Origin of the sequence: Ensifer sp., assembly GCF_031989085.1 — a bacterium.
In the GTDB taxonomy this organism is placed as follows: domain Bacteria; phylum Pseudomonadota; class Alphaproteobacteria; order Rhizobiales; family Rhizobiaceae; genus Ensifer.
In genome coordinates this window covers 2,324,163-2,345,919 of the sequence record NZ_DALZXU010000001.1, presented here as the reverse complement: position 1 = coordinate 2,345,919, position 21,757 = coordinate 2,324,163, and the positions used below count along the sequence as shown (strand labels likewise).

Annotated in this window: 23 protein-coding genes; 13 read left to right on the top strand and 10 right to left on the bottom strand. The window is 63.1% G+C overall.

Annotated elements, in window-relative coordinates; all coding sequences use genetic code 11:
* Window positions 1-7: 7 nt before the first annotated feature.
* The 3 genes from RTP54_RS11505 to RTP54_RS11495 all read right to left on the bottom strand — a co-directional run bounded on the left by RTP54_RS11505 (window position 8) and on the right by RTP54_RS11495 (window position 4,449).
* Entirely contained in the window at window positions 8-1,951 is a 1,944-nt protein-coding gene (locus tag RTP54_RS11505; RefSeq protein ID WP_312362707.1) for a MacB family efflux pump subunit, read from the bottom strand.
* A gap of 8 nt (window positions 1,952-1,959) precedes the next feature.
* Window positions 1,960-3,306 (bottom strand): efflux RND transporter periplasmic adaptor subunit, encoded by a 1,347-nt coding sequence (locus RTP54_RS11500; protein ID WP_312362705.1) that lies wholly within the window; start codon window positions 3,304-3,306, stop codon window positions 1,960-1,962.
* A 246-nt stretch (window positions 3,307-3,552) separates the two neighbouring features.
* Complete coding sequence (locus tag RTP54_RS11495) at window positions 3,553-4,449, bottom strand: DMT family transporter (protein ID WP_112833127.1); 897 nt, start codon at window positions 4,447-4,449, stop codon at window positions 3,553-3,555.
* A gap of 159 nt (window positions 4,450-4,608) precedes the next feature.
* On the opposite strand from RTP54_RS11495, the gene RTP54_RS11490 reads away from it, so the two are divergent.
* From RTP54_RS11490 to RTP54_RS11475, 4 genes are all read left to right on the top strand, one after another.
* Window positions 4,609-5,496, top strand: a complete 888-nt coding sequence (locus tag RTP54_RS11490; RefSeq protein WP_312362704.1) for a LysR family transcriptional regulator — start codon at window positions 4,609-4,611, stop codon at window positions 5,494-5,496.
* Between the two features lie 245 nt (window positions 5,497-5,741).
* A complete protein-coding gene (locus tag RTP54_RS11485) occupies window positions 5,742-6,389 on the top strand; it encodes a TetR/AcrR family transcriptional regulator C-terminal domain-containing protein (RefSeq protein WP_112816211.1) in 648 nt (215 codons plus the stop codon).
* 158 nt (window positions 6,390-6,547) lie between these two features.
* Window positions 6,548-7,567, top strand: coding sequence for a ketol-acid reductoisomerase (ilvC, locus tag RTP54_RS11480; protein ID WP_077505830.1), 1,020 nt, complete (start codon window positions 6,548-6,550; stop codon window positions 7,565-7,567).
* A 192-nt stretch (window positions 7,568-7,759) separates the two neighbouring features.
* Window positions 7,760-8,263: an NUDIX domain-containing protein gene (locus RTP54_RS11475; protein ID WP_312362696.1), complete on the top strand. Its 504-nt coding sequence runs from the start codon at window positions 7,760-7,762 to the stop codon at window positions 8,261-8,263.
* Window positions 8,264-8,466: 203 nt separating this feature from the next.
* Here the strand turns inward: RTP54_RS11475 and RTP54_RS11470 are convergent, their stop codons facing one another.
* A complete protein-coding gene (locus RTP54_RS11470) occupies window positions 8,467-8,712 on the bottom strand; it encodes a helix-turn-helix domain-containing protein (protein ID WP_112810853.1) in 246 nt (81 codons plus the stop codon).
* 469 nt (window positions 8,713-9,181) lie between these two features.
* Window positions 9,182-9,565, bottom strand: a complete 384-nt coding sequence (locus RTP54_RS11465) for a hypothetical protein (RefSeq protein ID WP_112816214.1) — start codon at window positions 9,563-9,565, stop codon at window positions 9,182-9,184.
* Between the two features lie 230 nt (window positions 9,566-9,795).
* Here RTP54_RS11465 and RTP54_RS11460 point away from each other — a divergent pair, with 230 nt between their 5' ends.
* The 4 genes from RTP54_RS11460 (at window position 9,796) to RTP54_RS11445 (ending at window position 14,620) form a co-directional block, all read left to right on the top strand.
* Window positions 9,796-10,428, top strand: coding sequence for a LysE family translocator (locus RTP54_RS11460; RefSeq protein WP_112816215.1), 633 nt, complete (start codon window positions 9,796-9,798; stop codon window positions 10,426-10,428).
* Between the two features lie 116 nt (window positions 10,429-10,544).
* Window positions 10,545-11,480, top strand: coding sequence for a helix-turn-helix domain-containing GNAT family N-acetyltransferase (locus RTP54_RS11455; RefSeq protein WP_312362692.1), 936 nt, complete (start codon window positions 10,545-10,547; stop codon window positions 11,478-11,480).
* Between the two features lie 166 nt (window positions 11,481-11,646).
* Window positions 11,647-12,591, top strand: a complete 945-nt coding sequence (locus RTP54_RS11450; protein ID WP_312362690.1) for an MYG1 family protein — start codon at window positions 11,647-11,649, stop codon at window positions 12,589-12,591.
* Between the two features lie 481 nt (window positions 12,592-13,072).
* Window positions 13,073-14,620, top strand: a complete 1,548-nt coding sequence (locus RTP54_RS11445) for a reverse transcriptase domain-containing protein (protein ID WP_312362688.1) — start codon at window positions 13,073-13,075, stop codon at window positions 14,618-14,620.
* 37 nt (window positions 14,621-14,657) lie between these two features.
* Here the strand turns inward: RTP54_RS11445 and RTP54_RS11440 are convergent, their stop codons facing one another.
* Entirely contained in the window at window positions 14,658-16,430 is a 1,773-nt protein-coding gene (locus RTP54_RS11440; RefSeq protein WP_312362686.1) for an adenylate/guanylate cyclase domain-containing protein, read from the bottom strand.
* Window positions 16,431-16,809: 379 nt separating this feature from the next.
* Between RTP54_RS11440 and RTP54_RS11435 the strand changes: the two genes are divergently transcribed.
* Window positions 16,810-17,469 (top strand): peroxiredoxin, encoded by a 660-nt coding sequence (locus RTP54_RS11435; RefSeq protein ID WP_112810950.1) that lies wholly within the window; start codon window positions 16,810-16,812, stop codon window positions 17,467-17,469.
* Here RTP54_RS11435 and RTP54_RS11430 read toward each other — a convergent pair.
* On the bottom strand, window positions 17,439-17,924 hold the full coding sequence (locus RTP54_RS11430; RefSeq protein ID WP_312362684.1) for a hypothetical protein: 486 nt from the start codon (window positions 17,922-17,924) through the stop codon (window positions 17,439-17,441). The two genes, RTP54_RS11435 and RTP54_RS11430, sit on opposite strands and share 31 nt — an antisense overlap.
* Between RTP54_RS11430 and RTP54_RS11425 the strand changes: the two genes are divergently transcribed.
* Window positions 17,896-18,222, top strand: coding sequence for a hypothetical protein (locus tag RTP54_RS11425; protein ID WP_112833120.1), 327 nt, complete (start codon window positions 17,896-17,898; stop codon window positions 18,220-18,222). The two genes, RTP54_RS11430 and RTP54_RS11425, sit on opposite strands and share 29 nt — an antisense overlap.
* Window positions 18,223-18,292: 70 nt before the next feature.
* On the opposite strand, the gene RTP54_RS11420 is transcribed toward RTP54_RS11425, so the two are convergent.
* Entirely contained in the window at window positions 18,293-19,255 is a 963-nt protein-coding gene (locus RTP54_RS11420) for an NAD(P)-binding domain-containing protein (RefSeq protein WP_312362681.1), read from the bottom strand.
* Window positions 19,256-19,302: 47 nt separating this feature from the next.
* Here RTP54_RS11420 and RTP54_RS11415 point away from each other — a divergent pair, with 47 nt between their 5' ends.
* From RTP54_RS11415 to RTP54_RS11405, 3 genes are all read left to right on the top strand, one after another.
* Entirely contained in the window at window positions 19,303-19,704 is a 402-nt protein-coding gene (locus tag RTP54_RS11415) for a helix-turn-helix domain-containing protein (protein ID WP_312362679.1), read from the top strand.
* Window positions 19,705-20,035: 331 nt separating this feature from the next.
* Window positions 20,036-20,332, top strand: a complete 297-nt coding sequence (locus RTP54_RS11410; protein ID WP_312362678.1) for a hypothetical protein — start codon at window positions 20,036-20,038, stop codon at window positions 20,330-20,332.
* Window positions 20,333-20,707: 375 nt separating this feature from the next.
* Window positions 20,708-20,917 carry a cold-shock protein gene (locus RTP54_RS11405; protein WP_112810865.1) on the top strand — a complete coding sequence of 70 codons (210 nt, stop codon included), beginning with the start codon at window positions 20,708-20,710 and terminating at the stop codon, window positions 20,915-20,917.
* Window positions 20,918-21,062: 145 nt separating this feature from the next.
* On the opposite strand, the gene RTP54_RS11400 is transcribed toward RTP54_RS11405, so the two are convergent.
* Window positions 21,063-21,461: a hypothetical protein gene (locus tag RTP54_RS11400; protein WP_312362676.1), complete on the bottom strand. Its 399-nt coding sequence runs from the start codon at window positions 21,459-21,461 to the stop codon at window positions 21,063-21,065.
* Window positions 21,462-21,520: 59 nt separating this feature from the next.
* Window positions 21,521-21,751 carry a hypothetical protein gene (locus RTP54_RS11395; protein WP_112810867.1) on the bottom strand — a complete coding sequence of 77 codons (231 nt, stop codon included), beginning with the start codon at window positions 21,749-21,751 and terminating at the stop codon, window positions 21,521-21,523.
* Between the last annotated feature and the right edge of the window lie 6 nt (window positions 21,752-21,757).

Genomic DNA, 21,757 nt, shown 5'->3' with positions numbered 1-21,757 from the left:
GGATCCCTCAATCGGCACTCAGCGCCACCGCCGGCTGCAGGCGCGAGGCGTTGCGGGCCGGCAGGAAGCCGAAGACGAGGCCGGTGAGGAAGGCGCAGGCAAAGGCCAGCGCCACCGGGCCGAGCGTGAAGGAGACCGGCATGCCGAACTGGCCGGCGAGCGCCCCGGTGCCAAGCCCGAGGACGACGCCGAGCGTGCCGCCGATCGCCGAGACCACCAGAGCCTCGATGATGAACTGCAGGAGGATGTCGCGCTGGCGCGCGCCGGTTGCCATGCGCACGCCGATTTCGCGGGTGCGCTCGCTGACCGAGACGAGCATGATGTTCATCACGCCGATGCCGCCGACGAGCAGCGAGATGGCAGCGACGGAGCCGAGAAACAGCTTCATCGTGTTGGAGGTCTCGGTGAAGGCCTCGCGCACCGACGACATGTTGGTGATCTGGGTGTCTTCGCGCTTGTGGCGCTGGTTCAGGAGGGCCTGGATCGTCTGCTGGGTGATGTCGATGGCGGCGGCGTCCTTCACCTGCACGGTGATGGTGCGCACATTGCGCTGGCCGAAGAGGCGCATGCTGCCGGTTGTCAGCGGCACGAGCACCACGTCGTCCTGGTCGTTGCCGAAGGAGGTGGCGCCCATTTCCGCCATCACGCCGATGACCTGGAAGGGGATCTTGTTGACCAGCACATATTGGCCGAGCGGGCTGTCTCCATCGGGAAACAGCGTCTTGACCACGGTCTGGCCGAGGACGGCGACCGGGGCATAGCTGTCCATGTCATCCTGGGTGAGGAACTCGCCCTGCTGCATTTTCCAGGATTTGGCGGTGGTGAACTGCGGCACGGTGCCGTTGGCGCTGGTCTGGTAGTCGACATTGCCGCGCCGCACCGTCACGTTGCTGGTCATTTCTGGCACGGCGAAGGCGACGTTCGGCACCTCGAGAATGGCGTCGGCATCGGCCGGCACCAGCGTGACGTTGCTTCCCCCCGCGCTGCCACGGAAGTTGGCCATGCTGGGCCTGACCACGAGCAGGTCGGAGCCCATGGAGGAGATGCGGTTGAGCACGGAATCCTGCGCGCCGGTGCCGATCGCCAGCATGGCGACCACCGAGCCGACGCCGATGACGATGCCGAGCAGCGTGAGGACGGTGCGGAACAGATTGGCCTGAAGCGCCCGAAACGCCATCTTGATGGCTTCGGTGACGTCGGCGATGGCGGCCGAGCCTTCGCTGACCGTGCGGCTCAGCGCCCGGGCGGCCTCCGGGTTGGCACGGCTCTTCTTCGTGCGGTCGGCGACGATGCGGCCGTCATGGATCTCGATCAGCCGGTCGGCCTGTTCGGCGACCTCGCGCGAATGGGTGATGACGATGACCGTGTGGCCCTTGTCGTTCATGTCGCGCAACAGCGCCATGACGTCGGAGCCGCTCTGGCTGTCGAGCGCGCCGGTCGGCTCGTCGGCCAGCACCACGCGGCCGCCGTTCATCAGCGCACGGGCGATGGAGACGCGCTGCTGCTGGCCGCCGGAAAGCTGGTTGGGCCGATGGTCGAGCCGTTCGCCGAGCTTCAGCTGGTGCAGCAGGGCTTCCGCACGATCATGGCGGTCGCGCGCCGACATGCCGGCATAGACCGCCGGGACCTCGACGTTTTCCTTGGCGCTTGCGGTCGGAATGAGATTGTAGCTCTGGAAGACGAAACCGAAGGTGCGGCGCCTGAGGGCCGCCAGCTCGTCGGTGTCGAAGCCCGAGACGCGCTCGCCGTCGATCAGATAGTCACCCTCGGTCGGCTGGTCGAGACAGCCCAGGATGTTCATCAGCGTCGACTTGCCCGAACCGGACTGGCCGATGATCGCGACGAATTCGCCGGCCTCGACGTCGAGCGAGACGCCGTGCAGCACTTCCACGGCGAGATCGCCGTTGAAATAGGTCTTGCTGACGTGCCGGAGCGAGATGAGCGGGGTCATGGCCGAACTCAGAACATCGGCGGCATGCGCATGCCGCGCTGGCCGCCACGGCCGCCGGTGGCGGGTGTATCGGAGCCGGTGGCGACGACGACGGTGTCGCCCTCGTTCAGGCCGCTCTTGATTTCTGCATTGACCCGGTTGCGGATGCCGACTTCGACCGCGCGGGTTTCCAGCGCGCCCGAGGCGGTGACGACGGTCACTTCGGCGCTTGCGCGGGTAGCGGCCGCCTTGCCGCCGGCAGCGCCGGCGGGATCGGCGCGCTTGTCGCTGCCCTGGCCGAAGCGTTGGCCCGCGCCCTTTTCGCCGGTCATGCGCAATGCCGCGCTCGGCACCACCAGCACGTCCTTGGCAGCCGACTGGACGAAGAACACCTGGGCGCTCATCGACATCATCAGCTCGCCATCCGGGTTGGGCACGTCGAAGAGGGCGTAGTAGAGCACGACGTTGTTGGCGGTGTCCGGCATCGGCTGGATCTGGCGCAGCTTGCCTTCGAAGCGTTTTCCCGGCTGGCCGAGCAGGGTGAAATAGGCGTCCATGCCGACCTTGAGCTTGCCGACATCGGCCTCCGACACCTGCGCCTTCACGGTCATGGTCGAGAGATCGGCGATGGTGACGATCGTCGGCGTCGTCTGGTTGGCGTTCAGCGTCTGACCTTCCTTGGCCGGGTTGGCGACGATGGTGCCACCCATCGGCGCAAAGATCTTGGTGTAGCCGAGATCGACCTTGTCGCCGGCAAGCGTCGCCTGCTGCTTGCGGATCTGCGCCTCGATGGCGTTGACGTCGGCCTCGGCGGCGGCGAGATCGGCGACCGCCTGGTCGAGCGTCGACTGGGCGATGCTGTTGACGGCGACCAGATTGCGCTGGCGGTCGATATTGGCCTGCTTCAACACGAGCTGGGCCTTCTTCGAGATCAGCTGCGCCTCAAGATTGGAAAGCTCGGCCTGGTCGATCTCGATGCGGTTTTCGATGGTGGCGGGGTCGATTTCGGCCACCAGCTGATTGGCCTCGACCTTGTCGCCGATGTCCACATGCAGCGCCTTCAGCTGGCCGGAGACCTGTGCGCCGGCATCGACCGACTTGATGGCATCGAGCGTGCCGACGGCGGTCACGCTGTTTTCGATATCGCCGCGCGCCACCGCTTGCGTGACCATGGCGGCGGCAGTCGGGGTCGTGGCATACCGCGTCCAGCCGTAGTAGCCGGCGCCGACGACGGCGAGAACGACCGGAACCCAGAGCCAGGAGCGCGTGCGCCGCTTGCGCCGGACAGGCGCTGCACCCGGGATGAAGGTGACATTGGGCGTCGCGTCGTCGCGCTGCGTGCTCTCGGTGCGTGCCGTCTTGCCTGTCTTGTTCATGCCCATTCCCGGCTTTTGCGCGCCTTCATCGCAGGCGCAAATCATCCTAGCAGCAAATAGGCACAAACGGCCGGGCCGTGAAGCATTGAGATCATTATATTATTGTAATGTTTCGGTGGCGGTTGGGTCCGGACTTCATGGCTCATCTGCCATGATGCGTGGTGTGCCTAGTCGCGTCGTTGCGGTCCAGAGGCGCACCAGCGCCCGAGGCGGGCCTGCACCCGTTGAGCCTTGCGAGATTCCCCTTCAGCCGCGCGACGTCATCCACACGCCGACCAGCGTCACCGCGAGCCCGGCGAACATCGCGCCCGTCAGCGGTTCTGAGAACAGCATCCAGGCCCAAAGCATGGTCACGGGCGGGCTGAGATAGATTGCGGCACTCACCTTGGCGACGGGGAAGAGCCGCAGGCTGGTGTAGTAGACCGCATAGGCGAGGAAGGTTGCGATCAGCACCAGCCAGAGCATGCCCACCGCGAAATCGCGCGTCATCGGCGGCGCGAGGCTGCCTTGCGTCAAGGCGCAGAGGCCGAAGAGAACCGAGCCCATCAGCGTCTGGATGCAAAGGCTCTGATGGACGGGCATGGCCTGGGTCTTGCGTCGCCTGTGCAGCACGGAGGCGACGGCGAAGATCAGCATCGAGCCCACCGTCAGCCCGTAGGCCCATATCGGCGCGGTGCCGAAACTGAGGCTGTCGAAGGACACGATCAACACGCCGAGGACGGCAATCGCGGTGCCGAGCCACTGCCGCCGGGTCAGCCGCTCGCCGAGCACCGGCTGCGACAGTGCGGCGATTGCCAGCGGCAGGAGATCGGCGATGAGCGCGACCAGGCCCGTCGGCACCTTCTGCTCGATCGCCAGCGCGAAGCCGCCCAGATAAAGAAACACGGCCATGATGCCGAAGAGCGCCTGATCCTTGACCGCACGCAGGGTGAGGCGCGGCCCGATCGCCAGCGCGAACGGCAGAAGGATCACCCCCGAAAGCAGGGTTCGCCAGAAAAGGAGCAGCATGACGCTTGCCTCCTGATTGGCATAGCGGATGCCGACAAAGCCCGAACTCCACCCGATGATCAAAAGCGTGGCGAGGAAGGGCCAGAGCAGCGGATGGCGGCTCGTATTGGCGGAGGCAAGCGAAATGTCGGTCATCAAGGTCTCGATCGCGAGGAATGTGTCCTACCGATAGGCGGATCGCAGGATGCGTGCACATGACATATTTCGATGGAGGCATGACAATGCGCGAACGGATGTCATGAGTGGCGCGGTCCGTGCTATGCTCTTCCCGAAGAGAACGAAACGGACATGGCCATGAACGAACTGAACAGCCGGCGCCTCGAGATCGACGCCTTGCGGGCGCTTTGCGCCATTCGCCACCATGGCGGCATCACCAGGGCGGCCGCTGCGCTCGGCCTGTCGCAGTCGGCCGTGAGCCACAAGATCAGGCGGCTTGAAGTCAGCCTCGACTGCGCGCTGCTCGGTCGCCAGTCGGGCGCGCCGATGTTTACGGCCGCAGGCGAGGACCTGCTGGACTATGCCGCGCGCATCGTCGGGCTGCACGACGAGGCGCTGCTGAGCCTCTCAAAGACCCCGCTTGCGGGACGGCTTGCGCTCGGGCTCACCGAAGACACGGCCTGCACCGATCTCGCGCGCATGCTTGGCCGCTTCAAGCGGCTTCATCCCGGGGTCAACGTGCGCACCAAGGTGCGCATGAGCCTGGTGCTTCGCGCCATGCTGGAGCGCGGCGAGCTCGATGCCGCGATCGTTCAGGTCTTTGGCCATGAGGTGCGTCCAACCGACGTGGTTCTCTTCCGGGAAGGCCTGCATTGGGTAAAGCATCCCGAATTGATGCTTGCCGAGGGCGGCCCGATCCCGTTCCTGTCGTTTCATGACGAGTGCTTCTATCGACAATGGGCGCTCGACATCGGCAAGGACGATGCCGTTCTCGAAACCGTCTTCGAGTGCTCGAGCGCCGCCGGCATCGTGTCTGCCGTCAATGCGGGCATGGGCGTGGCGCTTCTGAGCGACCGCCATATCCGCGGCGAGATGCAGGTCATGACCGAGCGGCTGCCGCAGCCACCCTCGCTCGCCTATGTGGTCAGGCGTGCGCGCAAGTCGAGAAATCCGGCGCTCGACAGCCTGGTCGGCGAAATCGAGAGGGATGTCGGCCGCCAGGGCGGGCTGGCGCTCGCCGGCTGACGGCGGGCGTGCCCAGCCGGGCCCGATACGTCAAGCGCGGGCGAGCCTGCTTGTGCCGGTACGTGATGGAAGGAGACCGGACGTCAATCCGGCGCATTCATCCGTGCTCCATGCCCGCAACGGTCACGCCTTCGTCCGCCGCCGCCAAAATTTTGCCCTTCCATCAAAATCGTCTTGACGCTTCCGGCGGGCTTCACTAGAAGAATGCGAACCGTACCGTACGGTACTGAATTGGGTGGAGCCAGGTGCAAAGCGTTGCTGCGACAAGAGAGGCGAATGCCGGGAACGGCCTGACCGAGCGTCAGGGCGTGGTTCTCGAAGAGGCGTTGCGTCTTTTGGTCGATGGCGGCGAGAAGGCGCTGACGACGGCGGGTGTGGCAAGGGCGGCCAACTGTTCGAAGGAAAGCCTCTACAAGTGGTTCGGCGATCGCGACGGGCTGTTGTCGGCGATGATCGGCTTCCAGGCGAGCAAGGTGCGCACGCAGGACGTTGCCGCAAGCGCGCTCGACGCGGAAAGCCTCAGCCGGCATCTGGTGGTGTTTGCCAAGGACCTGCTGGAGGTTCTCGCCGGTGACGTGTCGCTGGCGCTCAACCGGCTGGCGATCGGGCAGGCGAGCCGCGAAGGCTCCAAGCTCGGCCACATGCTGCAGGAGCGCGGCCGCCGGCAGATCGGGCGGCGGGCGGCAGCCCTGCTCGAGGCCGGCCGCAAGGCGGGGCTTCTGGCCTTCGACGACGCCGACGAGGCCTATGGCGCGCTTTACGGGCTGGTCGTTTCCGACTGGCATCTGAAGATGCTGCTCGGCGAAGAGGCCGGCGAGATGAAAAAAGGTTTCGGCCGCAAGGCGGAGCAGGCGGTCAGCGCCTTTCTCACGCTCTACGGCAAGACGGTTTAACGGCGCGAGGACCGCTGCCGAACTGGAATTGCAGGGCCGCGTGCCTCTGGGCGCAAAGGTTTCTGCGAGAACACGGAATTGCTGGGTGATGCCTGGATCGATCGGTTCAGATGTCGTGCAGCGCAAACAACAGACAACTAACGGGAAGGACCATTCAAATGCGCGTCTATTACGATCGTGATGCCGACATCAACCTCATCAAGTCCAAGAAGGTCGCCATTGTCGGCTACGGCAGCCAGGGCCGCGCCCACGCGCTGAACCTGAAGGATTCCGGCGCCAAGGAAATCCGCGTCGCGCTGAAGCCCGGCTCGGCAACGGCTGCCAAGGTCGAGGCCGATGGCCTTTCCGTTCTGTCGGTCGCTGAAGCTGCCAAGTGGGCAGACCTGATCATGATGGCGACGCCGGACGAACTGCAGGCTGAAATCTACAAGGCCGACATCGCCGGCAACATCCGCGACGGCGCTGCCATCGCGTTTGCCCACGGCCTCAACGTTCACTTCGGCCTGATCGAGCCGAAGGCGACGCTCGACGTTGTCATGATCGCACCGAAGGGCCCGGGCCACACGGTTCGCGGCGAATACCAGAAGGGCGGCGGCGTTCCCTGCCTCGTTGCCGTTCACCAGGACGCTTCGGGCAACGCCCTTGACCTCGCGCTCTCCTACGCCTGCGGCGTCGGCGGCGGCCGTTCGGGCATCATCGAAACCAACTTCAAGGAAGAGTGCGAAACCGACCTCTTCGGCGAACAGGCAGTTCTGTGCGGCGGTCTCGTCGAGCTCATCCGCGCCGGCTTCGAAACGCTGGTCGAAGGCGGCTACGCGCCTGAAATGGCCTATTTCGAGTGCCTGCACGAAGTGAAGCTGATCGTCGACCTGATCTATGAAGGCGGCATCGCCAACATGAACTACTCGATCTCCAACACGGCAGAGTGGGGCGAATACGTCACCGGCCCGCGCATCATCACGGCTGAAACGAAGGCTGAAATGAAGCGCGTCCTCACCGACATCCAGACCGGCAAGTTCACCTCGGAATGGATGCAGGAATACAAGTCGGGTGCAGCCCGCTTCAAGGGCATCCGCCGCGTCAACGACAACCACCAGATCGAAGAAGTCGGCGCCAAGCTGCGCGGCATGATGCCGTGGATCGGCAAGAACAAGCTGGTCGACAAGGCGAAGAACTAAGCCTTAGCGAACGGTCGAATAGGAAAAGCCGGGGTGAAAACCCCGGCTTTTCTGTTTGAGGCGGGAGTGTCCGATGATCGGGGCGTGCCGCCAAAGGCGGCTACCCCGAAGATCAAGAGACAGCCGTAGCGCCTCACCGGCGCCATTCTTCCCGGCGCATAACGAGGGCATGAACGCCGAGGGAAAGCCATGATGGGATCGTATCTGACGGAGCTGCGCAGCCTGATCGGAAACCGCCTGCTGCTGCTGCCTTCCGTCGCCGCCGTCATTCATGATCGCGCCGGCAAGCTGCTTATGCAGGAAAAATCGTCCGGCGAGGGGTGGAGCCTGCCTGCAGGCACGATCGAGCCCGGCGAGACGCCGCAGCAGGCCGTCATTCGCGAGGTGATGGAGGAGACCGGGCTTGTTGTCACGCCCAGCGCCATTCTCGGCGTCTTCGGTGGGCGCGACTTTCGTTATACCTATCCGAATGGCCATCAGGTCGAATGCGTCGTCACCTTGTTTCGATGCCATGTCGTTGAAGACTTGGGGTCGTGGTCTGACAGTGAGACACGGTCGCTTGCCTATTTCGCCTTGGATGACATGCCGCAGCTTGCGCTGCCTTACCCCGCTTCGGCGCTGTTCGATGTCACGGGCGAGGCGGTGGAGGATATGTCGGTGGCGACGAGCGCGAACCACGAGCCGAGCGCCCGGTAAAAACGAAGGAAGCCGGGGCAGAACCCCGGCTTTCGCTTTTGAGCCGCTGGCCGCAAGGGCCGATTTCAGTTCAGAGTCTCCGCTTGATGCAGTGCAGATGAGCCTGGCTGCAAGAAAATGAGACGTCGTTTGTGCATATGCGAGTGGGCTGCGCCCGGGATGGACACGATGCCCGTCGAGGACACGGTGTCCGGCACCGCCGCTTACGGCGTGGCGGTGAAGGTGGCAGGCGAGACTTGCAAGGCAGCGGCGATGCGCTGGAGCTTGACGGGATCGGTATCGGCGCCGAGTTCGACCTTGGAAATTTCGGTTTCCGTCAGGCCAGTGGTCACCGACATTTCGTCGACAGTGTAACCGTGGGATTCACGCGAACGCTTTACGGCGGCTCCGATGCTGACGCGCGATACGGTGGCGTCGGTAGCCTTATTCAGATTTTTCTTAAAGGACATGAAGTGTCTCCTTCGTTCGTCCACCGACAAGGAGTTTCGTCGGGTGAAGGGGGCCCGAAAATATCGTGCGACTCGAATAATGAGTGGCGTTCAGGCATCGCTAATATAGCCAGGGCGACCGCCAAGGCAAGCTGGCCCCGGCATTTTTGCGTGGACAGAGTGGGGAGAGCCGGCGCGTGGACGCCGCCGCCGAGGCGAAAAATCGTTTGGAAACCTTATGATATGGTGCCTTGAGCGCCCCAGGAAAAAGCTCGAAAAACCGACGCGGACAAGGCCCATGCGGTGAGATTCACGGCGAAAAGGTCATTTTCGACCGTTGCTGCGGCATCCAGGGTTTCGCACGGTCGCGGCCGGCAGGCGCAAGGGGCTGGGCGAGCCTGCATGATCATGCAACTGGTCGCGCGAAGGGGCGGTATCGATCGGGCACCGGGCCTGCGCCAGACGTGTTGAGGCAAGCCCGGCCCGGCGATCAGCGAAGGGGCGTGCAGCCCTTCACGTGTGGGGCCTTGACCCGGCCGGCCTGGAGGTCGCTCCAGAGCGGGAGAGACGGATCGGGACCACCCAAGGATGCTTCGAACGTGGCGCGGTCCAGCTTGATCAGTCGGCCGGCCGTCGTGATGCTGACCAGTTCCTTCTTGCTGACGACGGCGATGCTGACATTCATGCGGCAGAAAAAGCGCTTGTCGCCGTTCGACGCCACCCAGCCTTGCGAGCCGGCCTTGTTTTTCGTCAGCTTGCTGACCTTGTAGCCTTGCTTTTCGAGCTGGGCGAGGGATTCGGCCCTGGCGAGCCCCGGCATAAGGGCAAGGCCGATCACCGTGGCCGCAAGCAATGCCTTGAAGGAAAATGTCATCGAATTTCAACCCCCGATAAGAATGTTTCGACATCCTATACGTTTGGGTGTTACTGCATGCAACCTGGGTCTGTCACGTTGCCGGGCGCTGAGGAATGGCGCAGCGCCGGCGCGCCTGTGCGGGTGCCATCCCCTGATGAAGAAGGCGCGTGAGGCGGCCGCCGCTCGGGCCTTGCTATTCCCGCAAAAGCGGCTAAACCGAAATTCCGGCCACCTCAAAGGAAGATGTCATGCCGGATTTCTCCACACTCGCATTTTTTGCCGCCGCCGCCCTGGTGCTCACCGCCACGCCGGGTCCCGACATGCTGCTCTTGGCGTCGCGCAGCGTCAGCCAGGGGCAAGGCGCGGGGTTTCTGACACTCGCCGGCATCGTGCTCGGCACCTATTGCCATGCGCTCGCCGCGGCCTTCGGGCTGTCGCAACTGATCGCCACCGTGCCCGTCGCCTACGAGATCGTGCGCTGGGCCGGCTGCGCCTATCTCGCCTACCTCGCCTGGAAGACGCTTGCCTCCAGGGCGTTCGATTTTTCACCGAGCGCGAAGCTGAAGCGGATGCCGCTTCGGCGCATCTTCGGGGAGGGGCTCATCACCAACCTGCTCAACCCGAAGATGGCGCTGTTCGTTCTGGCGCTCTTCCCGCAGTTCGTGCGGCCGGATAACGGCTCGATCGTCGCACAGACGCTGGTGCTGGCGACGGTGCTGAACGGCATCGGTCTCATCGTCAACGGCGCCGTGATCCTGCTTGTGGGCCAGATCCGCAGGGGCCTTTCGATGCCCGGGCGCTTGCGCAAGCTGCCGCAATACCTGCTCGCCAGCGTCTTTGCCGGGCTCGCCTGCAGGCTGGCGTTCGGCGAGCGGGCCTGACGCGACCGCGGGGGGCGTTTGCGGTCTGCCCGCTCAGCTTTGTCGCGCCGATCAGGCATGTTGACTCAATCAACAAATCGTTGTTGATTGAGTCAACTTAATGCTGGATCATCCCGATGACGCTCACCAACGATCACTCCGATGTCGCCGCACTGCGCGCCTTCAACCGTCTCTATACCAACCGCCTCGGCCTGTTGAACGCCCATCTCGACCAGAGCCCGTTCACGCTCACCGAGGCGCGCATCCTCTATGAACTTGCCCACGCTCAGGCGCTGACAGCGGCGGATCTGATGCGGATCCTTCAGGTCGATCGCGCCCAGCTCAGCCGGACGCTGAAGCGCTTTGCCGATCGCGGGCTGCTCGAAAAGGCGGAGCATCCGCAGGGCGGCCGTCGCCAGCCGATCTCGCTCACCGCCCTCGGGCGCGAGACCTTCGCAGCACTCGAAGAGAACACCCGCACCGCCATTGGCGCGCTGCTCGACACGCTGGCGCCGGCCGAGCGCAGGCGGCTGATCGCCGCCACCGGCATCGTCAGCGACGTGCTTTCGAAGAAAACCGGTGGCGAACTGCATCTGCGCGATCTGAAGCCCGGCGATCTCGGCTGGATCATCCACCGCCAGACCATCCTCTATGTCGAGGAGCACGGCTGGAACCAGGAGTACGAGGCGCTGGCGGCCGGCATCCTTGCCGATTTCGTCAAATCCTTCGATCCGGCCCGCGAGGCGGCCTGGATCGCCGAGATCGACGGCCGCATCGTCGGCTCGGTCTTTCTGGTGGCGGGCGACAAGCCCGGCGTCGCCAAGCTGCGGCTTCTCTATGTGGAGCCGGACACGCGCGGCTGCGGCGTGGGGGCGGCGCTGGTTTCCGCCTGCATCGAGCGCGCCCGCAGCGTCGGCTATCATACGCTGTCGCTGTGGACCAACAGCGTGCTCGCCCCCGCCCGGCGCCTTTACCAGCGCGCCGGCTTCATCCTCGTCGAAGAGGCGCCGCACCATTCCTTCGGCAAGGATCTGGTCGGCCAGACCTGGTCGCTGGATCTCCGCGAGCGCTGAGGCGCGAGGCGGCAGGCGCGGGCGCCGCGCGCCAGGACGGAAGGCCGCCAGCGCCGGAAAAAGCCGGGGGTGGGTTGAGAAGGCCCGCGCCAAGGGCTATCTGGTGACCACCGCAAACGCCGCTCCGGCGAAAGACCCATCAAAGAATCACAAGGCGCATCCCGGCATGACCCCAGAATTCCTCGTCACCCATTCCGGTGGCTTCCATGCCGATGAGCTGATGTCGAGCGTCATCCTGACCCGGCTTTTCCCTGACGCGAAGATCGTGCGCAGCCGCGCGCCCGAATGGATCACGCCCGGCTTCGACCGGATCATCTACGACGTCGGCGGCGCCTATGATGCCGACACGCGCATCTTCGATCACCACCAGCGTGGCGCGCCGCTGCGCGACGACGGCCAGCCTTACAGCTCCTTCGGCCTGATCTGGAAGCATTACGGCCGCGACTATCTCGTCGCCTCCGCCGTGCCGGAAGCCCATGTCGAGGGGGTGCACGCTTCCTTCGACCGTAGCTTCGTGCTGCCGGTCGATCTGGTCGACAATGGCGCGCTCAGCCCCTCGATCGCCGGGCCGCTTGCCGGCCTGACGCTGCCGGCGCTCTTGGAAACCCTGAAGCCCGTCTTCGACGAGACCGACCCGGATGCCGACGAGCGCGCCTTCCATGCAGCGCTTGCGATCGCCCGCAGCTTCGTCGAGGCGAGCGTCGGGCGCAGCGCGGCCAAGCTACGCGCCGAAGCCGTCGTGCACCAGGCGATCGTCGCCACCGGCGAGGGCCGCGTGCTGGAGCTGCCGATGGGCATGCCTTTCCGTCCTGCTATCGTGAAATCAGGCGCCGACCACCTGCTGTTCGTCGTCCACCCGCGCGACAAGGACTGGACCCTGACCGGCATCCGCCGCGCCGACGAGGGATTTGAACTGCGCGCCGACCTGCCGGCCGCCTGGGCGGGCCTTACCAACGAAGCGCTCGAAGCCGCCTGCGGCGTGACGGGCGCCACATTCTGCCACAACGGCCGCTTCATCGCCGCCGCCAAGACCCGTGAGGCGGCGCTGGCGATGGCGGAACTGGCGGTGGTGGAGGCTTTGGCTGTGGCGCAAAGCCAGATGGCTGGGTAGGTGGCGTGCCTCATCGGGTGCGGTCCAATCCAGAAAAAGGGCGTTCGCAAATTGAGATTGGCGTCGTTGTCGATTTGATGTTTTCGACGTCGGCCTGAGTGTTTTACGATCGCCCTCTCCATCCCAGACTGCAGTACCGGCAAGAATTTTACATGCTTGGGGAGGACGTTAGAGTCGGTGTTTACTGAAAATACATAGCCGTTTTGTGTGCCCAGCGCGAACCTTCGAATAGGTCTCCGCTATCGTAGCGAGATTCCACCTAAAGTAGGCTTATGTCTTTGTCTTTGACCACTATTGACTGATCAGAAACTCCCCAATAAGTTGCGGGAACTGGCGTAGTAGCCGAGGCGGTGGGGGCAAAGTACCGGGCACCTAAGGTGCCGATGGCGCGTTGGCTTGAAAAAGTTGACGTGAAGGTGGGCCAAAAGTCTATCAGAATCCCTGACTCTTGGCCCTCACCGCCGAACTTCTTCGAGGGGCCATGCAGAACGCAATTAAGCAAGAAATTAAGCGCCTCGCTCAAAAGGCCTTTCTGCAACAAGCTCGAGAAGTGAAATCGGAAGATAAGTATAGGCGCCAGTTTGAAAAGCGTACTGGAATCAATGCGGGAATTCCCACCGTGCGGCCGGGATTGTCAAAGCCGAGGCATTTCGACCCAAAGTATTGCTCCCGTAATGCAAATTTCCTAGCTAAGACGATCTGGTACAAAGTATTACAGGGAACATATGAACCTAGTCCTGCAATAAATTACCAGATTCCAAAGCCAGACGGCACAAAAAGGTCAATCATGGCCTTTTCAATTCCTGATGCGGCGTTGGCTAATGTGGTGCTGAGGCGCGCTAGGGGACGAAACACAAAGCGCCTTTCGCCTTCTTCCTATGCTTATCATCCGGACAAAAATGTCTTCGATGCGATTCTCGCACTCAAGGAATATGATCATGATGGTAAGCTGTTCTCTGTTCAGATCGATTTTGAGAAATACTTTGATAACATACCAGCATGGTATCTCGAAAAGAAAATCGACGACGAATCGCAAATTAGTTTAACGCCTCACGAGCGTTACATATTCAAGACATTCATCCATCATAAATACTCCGCCCATGGCAATTGTTTTACTGGCCCATTTGAGCGCCGCCAAAAAGGAACCCCTCAAGGCTCCTCAGTTTCGCTTTTGCTCGCAAATCTTTCTAACCATGATTTGGACGTGAAGCTTGCTGCTTCATCTGGCCGGTTCGTTCGGTTCGCCGATGATGTAGTTGCCTTGTGTAGCGGCTATAATGAAGCGCAAGAACTAGAACGCTGCTTCGTTTCACACTGTCGTACAAGTGGTCTAATATTAAATGCCAAAAAATCACCTGGGATTGCTGTAATATCGCACTCTCAGCAAGAGCTTCGTACGTACCCATATTTCGACTATCTTGGGTATCGCTTCGGTCCCGCAGGCTTGACTATGCCACAGAAGACAGTTGAGAGAATAAAGAGCCGTGCTTCACGACTCATCAATCTTTACTTAATTCATTATTTGGACGTTGGTTACAATCGGTCACGTGCGAATGTTGCGCCGTTGAGCTATGATTGGGACCTTCTTGGTCTAATTTACGAGCTTAGACGCTCACTGTATGGTGGATTAGCGGAGGCCGATCTTGATGGATTCATTCATAAGGGTACTCGGCTTCCGAGAATGAAGGGCATAATGGGGTTCTATTGTCTTCTGGACGATCCAGCGCCGCTTCTGGCTATTGATGGATGGCTCTTGAGCGTTGTACGCCGCGCCATGAAAAAGCGTAACCAAATCCTTACAGTGAATTACGGTTCCCAATGTCCCACTCCTTCCAATAAAGAGCTGGCAACCGGAGCATGGCTTAATCTTGCCGCATGGCGAGGCGGAGATGTACCTGAACCGAGGATGCCAAGTCTTGTCAGGGGGTGGCGGGCTGCGCGAAAACACTTCTTCACATTTGGGCTAGAGTACGTTCAAGCGCCAAACTATGGTTTCTATACCGATTTCGAAGATCTATTCGACTACTAGCGCGTTGTCAGCATCGCGGCTCCGACGTCTCTAGGCCTCACTCCACCAGCCCAGCCTTTCTCAAGCCGTCCACCCGGCGTTCGAAATCCTCCGGGTTGCGGAAGGGCAGGATGCGGCGGCGGCGGGGGATGGAGAAATCGGGATTGAGTTCCAGCGCGCGGGTCCAGGCCTGGCGGCTCTGGTCGTTGTGGCCGAGATGGCCGTGGCAGGAGGCCAGCAGCGCGAAGGCGGTTTCCGATTGCGGGTTGCGCATTAGCCGCGCCTCGATCGCGAGGATCGCGGTCTCGTAGGCGCCGAGCGAGAAATGGGCGTCGGCAAGAAACTGCAGCAGCACTTCGGGATAGAGCGGGTCGAGCCGCATCGAGATGTCGAGTTCGGAAAGTGCGGCCTTCGGGTCGCCGGAAAAAATCAGGGCGTGGGCGAGCGCCATGTGCAGCTGTACCGAATTGGGTGCCTGCGCCAGCCCCAGATGCGCGTCGTTTTTCGCCTGGTCGAGTTCCCGCATCCACATGCAGGCGATGCTAAGCGCGCAGTGGCAATAGGGTTCGTCTGGCGCCATGGCGACGGCCCGTTCGGCAAGGGCGCGGCCGGTCGCAAGCGACACTTCGGGATCGGAACTCCAATCGTTGATATAGTCGAGCACGTGGGTAAACGCGATCAGCGCATGGGCGGCCGCATAGTCGGGCTCTATGGCGATCGCCGCTTCGGCGAGGCCTCGCGCTGCGGGATTGGCAAGCCGCGTGTGCACCGACGCCTGCTCGCGGCCGCGCAGGAGCAGCTCGTAGGCCCTGACGTCGACCGGCCGGCGGCCGGCGAGCCGGGTCCGGTCCCCGCCGGTCAGCTGGATCTTCAGCGCCTCGACGATCTCGCGCGTCAACTCGTCCTGGACGGCGAAGATATCGGTGAGATCGCGGTCGAAGCGGTTGGCCCAGACATGGCCGCCATCCTGGGCGTCGATCAGCTGCGCGGTGACGCGAACCCGGTTGCCGGCCTTGCGCACGCTGCCTTCGAGCACGTAGCGCACGCCGAGCGCGCGGGCCACCTCCGGCACCGAGATGGCCGCATTCTTGTAGACGAAGGACGAGTTGCGGGCGATGACATGCAGCTCCGACAGGCGGGAGAGGTCGGTGATGATGTCCTCGCTGATGCCGTCGGAAAAATAGGCCTGCTCGGGATCGCCGCTCATGTTGTCGAAGGCGAGCACGGCGATCGCGGGTTTTTCCGGCTGAAGGTAGGCGCTCGGCGCCGGGGTTTCCGCGGGGGCGGGGCTTTCCGCCGCGCGCGCGGGGCCGATTTCCAGCGCATAGATGCGGATCGGCTCGACGATGTTCTTCAGCCGGGTGTCGCCGAGATCGGTCACCGCCAGGTCGAGGCGGGCCTTTACCTGGCGATAGGCATCCTCTGAAAGACAGATTGCGCCGGGGCGGGCAATGCCTTCGAGCCGCGAGGCGATGTTGACGCCGTCGCCCATCAGGTCGCCGTCGCTTTCCTCGACGACATCGCCGAGATGGATGCCGATGCGAAACTCGATGCGCCGGTCCTCGGGGACGCCGGCATTGCGCTCCAGCATCGCGCTCTGCACCTCGATGGCGCAGCGCACCGCGTCGACGACGCTGCGGAACTCTATGAGGCTGCCGTCGCCGGTGCGCTTGACGATGCGGCCGTTGTGGATGGCGATGGTCGGGTCGATCAGGTCGCTGCGCAGCGTGCGCAGCCGCGCCAGGATGCGCTCCTCGTCGGCGCCGGCCAACCGGCTGTAGCCGACGACGTCGGCGACAAGGATGGCAGCAATTTTCCTGGTATCGCTCATCAACGCCCGCTCCGACCCGATGCCAACCCCGTACTGAAATGGACTGCCTTCGCCGCAACGCTTTCGGTCCCCGACGAGAAGAAGGCGCAAGCCCCGTCGCCGGGCAGGCCGGAAGCCGAAATCGCCCGGCCGCGCAGGTGGCCCGGTGTGGGCCGCTGGCGACGTCGCAACCTTTCTGTGCACCATGCTTCGCGCCGGGGCGGGCCGCGCAATCGGCCCTGATCCCAAAACGGCTCGGTATGAGATAGATTAACACAGCCGCGTGGCCACCGCGTGCCGTCTGCCTACCTCTTCTTTAGAAGTTGCCTATCGCACCAAAAATGGCACACTCGCCGCCGTGTATGGCCAAGGCCAGACAATTCAAATGATGGGGTCTATCGTGACACTTGCAATCAACGACATCGCACCGGATTTCCAGGCGGAAACCACGGAAGGCAAGATCCAGTTTCATGACTGGATCGGCGATTCCTGGGCCGTCCTGTTCTCGCATCCGAAGGATTTCACGCCGGTTTGCACCACCGAGCTCGGCTACATGGCCAAGATCAAGCCGGAATTCGACCGTCGCGGGGTGAAGATCATCGGCCTATCCGTCGATCCGCTCGACCGCCACGCCGGCTGGGTGGCCGACATCGCCGAAACGCAAGGGGCAGAGCCGAACTTCCCGATGATCGCCGACGTCGACTACAACGTCTCGAAGCTCTACGGCATGCTGCCGGCGCCGGTTTCGGGCGATCCGACGCAGCGCACCGCCGCCGACAACCAGACCGTTCGCAACGTCTTCGTGGTCGGGCCGGACAAGAAGATCAAGCTGATCCTGATCTATCCCATGACCACGGGCCGCAACTTCGACGAGGTGCTGCGGGTGATCGATTCGCTGCAGCTGACGGCCAAGCACAAGGTGGCGACGCCGGTGAACTGGAAGAACGGCGAGGACGTCATCATCGCCGGCTCTGTCAGCGACGATGAAGCCAAGCAGAAGTATCCGGAAGGCTGGCGCGCGCCAAAACCCTATATCCGCATCGTGCCGCAGCCGAAGTAATCGCGAATCACTGCCCGACTTGCATCCTGCGGGCCGACCGCGGGATGCCAGGGGCGGCTCGCTGCCGGGAAAACTCGGCCGCCGGCGGCACTTTGCGCGAACTGGCGCTTGCGACCGGCGATGTCATCGTCTTTATATGGCGCCTTCGGCGAGCGCATGGTGATGGCGGTCGAGGCGGCGAGGCCGCCGGATCGACCAGTGCCAGCGATATCGAGGTCGGCCTCATGCCCGGTTCGGGCGTCGGGGCTTTGCGTTCGGTCGCCGGAGGGGTGGGGCAAGTGACGATTTGAGTGGCGAGACGGGCGCATCGACCGGAGGGGCGATGCGGCCGCCAGTTTTTGTTTTTCGCGTGCCATCCCCGATTGCCGGAACTGCGGCTGCCTGTCGCCGTTCCCGTTTCGAGCCCATGAGGAGGATAATGGCCCGATGCAGAAACTTTTGACGATCATTTCCATCGCGTTCCTGGCGCCGGTGCTCGGCGCCTGCTCCAAGACCGAGCCGCTCGAGCAGCCGGCACCGGTGCCGGCAACGGCCAACACCAGCACCGATGCGGCCGGCACCGGCGACAAGACCGACGAAATGGCTTGCCTTGCCATGGTCGGCCGCCAGGCAAAGAGCACGGTCACGGTGTTGAGTGCGCAGCCATCGGGTGCAAGCACCGTCGTGATGATCGGCGTCGGCCCGAAGAATGTGCCCTGGCGCTGCGTGGTATCGAAGGGCATCGTCTCGGAAGCGGCCGCGACCGCCGGCTAGGGAAGCCCGGTTGCGGACTGACGGAGCCACCGCCGCCTGCAAGAGGCGCGAGGCTCCGTCGAACCGGTCCCTACGCCGCTCTCATGAACTGAGAGAGGGCGGCAAAGTCATCGTGCAGGTGGCCCGCGGCGATCGCCCGGCGGAAGATGACGTCGTAGCCGTCGATGACGGTGCGATCGATGCTGCGCGCTTGCATCAGGGCTTTCAGATGCTGGAAGGCGCCGTAATGCGGCGAGACCGAAGACAGCGTTTCCGCGTCGCTTGCAAACCGTCCGGCATTCGACCGCCGGATCAGGTCCCCGACCAGGCCCTCGATTACCGGGGCCGTTGCCGTCCATTGGCGGCCGAGTTCGCCAAGGTCGATCTTTTCGGCTTCAGCCACGGCGATCGCGTGCAGCCCGCCGAAGAGCGCGCCCCACATCAGCGCGAGCACGGCGCTGTCGAGCGCGTTGGCAAGCCCCGGTTCGGCGCCAAGGTGCTGGACGTTGCCGCCGAGCGCGCGAAAAACCTCGGCATTCCCGGTGTAGAGTTCGGGCGCGCCGGAAAGCAGGATCGTGCCCGCCTCGGTGCCGATGAAGTCCGGCGTTGCCAGGATGGCGCCGTCGATATAGCCGGCCCCTTGCGCCTTCGCCCATCGGCTGGTTTCTCGCGCGCCATCCGGCGTGCCGGATGTCAGCTCGACGATCACCTTTCCAGCAAGCCCCGGGGCGACGTCGCTGCCGCGCAGAAGCGCGGATGTGGCGCCATAGTCGCTGACATTGACGACGATGATCTCGGCCGCGTCGATCGCCTCGCGCACCGACGGCGCGACGCTGGCGCCGAGCGCCGCGAGGGGGGCCGTCTTCTGCGCCGTCCTGTTCCAGACCGTGGTGCGATAGCCTGCCTCAAGCAGGGCGCGCGCCAGCGCCGACCCCATGCGTCCCATTCCCAAAACACTGATTGAAGGCTTCATTGCCAATCTCCATATCCATCCATTGCCGCGACGTTCGTTTTGCCGTCGCTGGCCAGAGGTATGGTGGCGCCCGGTGCGCACAATACGAACGCGCCGGTAAGTGGTTACCCTGAGGTAAGGAGATGCACGTGCAGCTGACCACGGACAATTGCGGCCTTGTTGCCGCGCTCAAGGCCATCGAAGGCAAGTGGAAGCCCGATATCCTGTGCGAACTCGGCAAGGCCGCACGCCGGTTCGGCCGGCTGCGCCATTCCATACCCGCGATCAGCGAGAAGATGCTGGCGCAGCAGCTGCGCGAGCTGGAGGCGGATGGCCTGGTCGAGCGGACGGTCTATCCGGAAACGCCCGCGAAGGTCGTCTATTCGCTGACCGACCGCGGCGCGGCGCTGAACGTGGCGGCGGCTGCCCTGTGTCGCTGGGGGGAGGCGGCCGGGCAAGGCGCGAAGCCTTCGCCGGCCGGTGTCGAGGCGATGGCGGGGCTCACCTCGCGTGATGAATTCGTTGCGGGTGTTACCCTGGGAACACCTTGAGCGCGAAGGCTCGGCTAGTATCCAGGTCATGCAAGGCAATGACCTTTGCCAAGAGCAATGCGAACCACCCGATCGCCTCCCAGTCGAGTGGTTCACGTGATCCCGGCGAGCCTCCCACGTCGGTGATCCGCATCTGCCAAAGACCCGTCGCGTGCTGACCGCGGCGGGTCTTTTCTCGTCTGGCCACGGCCACGTGCATCGAAGCCCCCCATGCTTTCAGCGCAACCCTGTGGCGACCATCCGGCGCTTGACACCCATCTCCATCGTGTCACGATCCGGGGCGTCGGGTTTGCGCCCGGCTCAGCCGACCACGGTCCCCATGGAGAGTGTCATGAAGATGTATCTGCCCGCCGCTGCCGCAATCATCGCATTTGCCGTGGCCGGCGAAGCGGTCGCCGGCATTCCGCTGGTCAACGCCACATGCCCGGGCAAGATCGAGGTTCACGCCGACCAGGGCGGGCCGATCTATATCAACGGCAAGGAAGGCAAGCTGAAGAAGTTCAACGACAACTACTTCGAGGCCAAGGGCGCCGGGGTGACGATCTCGCTCAGCATCAACCCCGACGGCACGCCCTCCGTCTCCTATACGGGCAAGGGCGGCGCCAACGGTGTCTGCACCATCAAATAGCGTTGGGGGCACGTCGCTGCGGCGGGTGGGCCGCTCAGGCAAGGCCCGCTCCGTCAGGCAAACGGCCGAGGCGGTATCGCGGACCGGTGCGCCATCGGCTTGAGCCGCATCCGGTGAACCGGCCATATCCGCCGTCTTCCGGGGCATGCCGGCCATTGATTGGCCTGTCGCGGTCATCCACCCGTGTTTCCACAGTCCGTGCAGCTCCTTGCTAAGAACACAATGTGCCTGTAAAGGAGCCGTCATCGATCTTGCTTGCTGAGCTTTGTTTTCTCGCCTACCGGCGTTCAAGCTGACCTTTCCTATCAAAATCGATTTGACTGCCTCACCCGGGAAGCATCCGGGCGGCGAATTTTTTGATTGAAAGGAATTCCTATGATCACTGGAACCGTAAAGTTCTTCAACACCACCAAGGGTTTTGGCTTCATCGCTCCGGACGACGGCGCGACCGACGTTTTCGTTCACGCTTCTGCTGTTGAACGCGCCGGCATGAGCTCGCTCGTCGAAGGCCAGAAGATCCGTTTCGACATCGTTCGCGATGCACGTTCGGGCAAGAACGCCGCCGACAACCTGTCTGCTGCGTAAGCACCCCAATTTCGTCTCTGGTCCTTGACCACGGATGTACTGGCATTGGCCATTGAGGCGATATCGAGAAGGTCGGGATTTCCCGGCCTTTTTCTATGCGCGCTGTTCAACGCGCTGACGGTGCAGGCTGTACCGACTTGCATGATCACTCGAATACTTCCGTCGAACCGTCATCGTAAACCACGGCATGCACGCATGTGTGGGCAGTGATGTCTTCCGCATTGACGTCCAAGAGCCGCTCGATGGTGAAGGGTCCCCAGACGCGCGTGCCCGTGAAGCTGCCGCTGGCAGGAATGGCGACATCCCGTTGGATGGTCAGCGGACCGATCGTGGCGCCCAGTCGGTCGGTGAAGCGCACTTGCGCATCGAGCATCCTGATGCCTTTTTCAGCACTGGAGCGCAGCGTGAATGAAAGCTCGTTCATGTGGCTGTCGATCGGCTTTATCGACCAGTTCGAGATTGTCAGCAGGTCGTCGTTACAGGCCGACAGGGCGGGGGATGCGCAGATCAGCGCAAGAGCAAGCCCCAGAAGGATGCGACGCATGACATTTCTCTCCGGCTGCCGGGCAGCGCGATCGTCATTTGCTTGGGCGCGACGGATGCTCACGGCTCGGCAATGTGGCGAAGATAAAACGAACGGGTCGCGGCCAGCAGGGATTTCTCCGTCGAAAGCGGCCCGCTGAACGCGGCCATCAGAAATCGGGCGAGGTGCTCGGCCCGCACGTCCTCCCGCGGGATCTGGTGTTCGACGCAAACGGCCTCGAAGACGCGACGCAACATGTCGGCCTGCGCGTCGCTCAGGGTGTCAGTCGTTTCTGCGAGAGGCCAGGGCATGTCTAC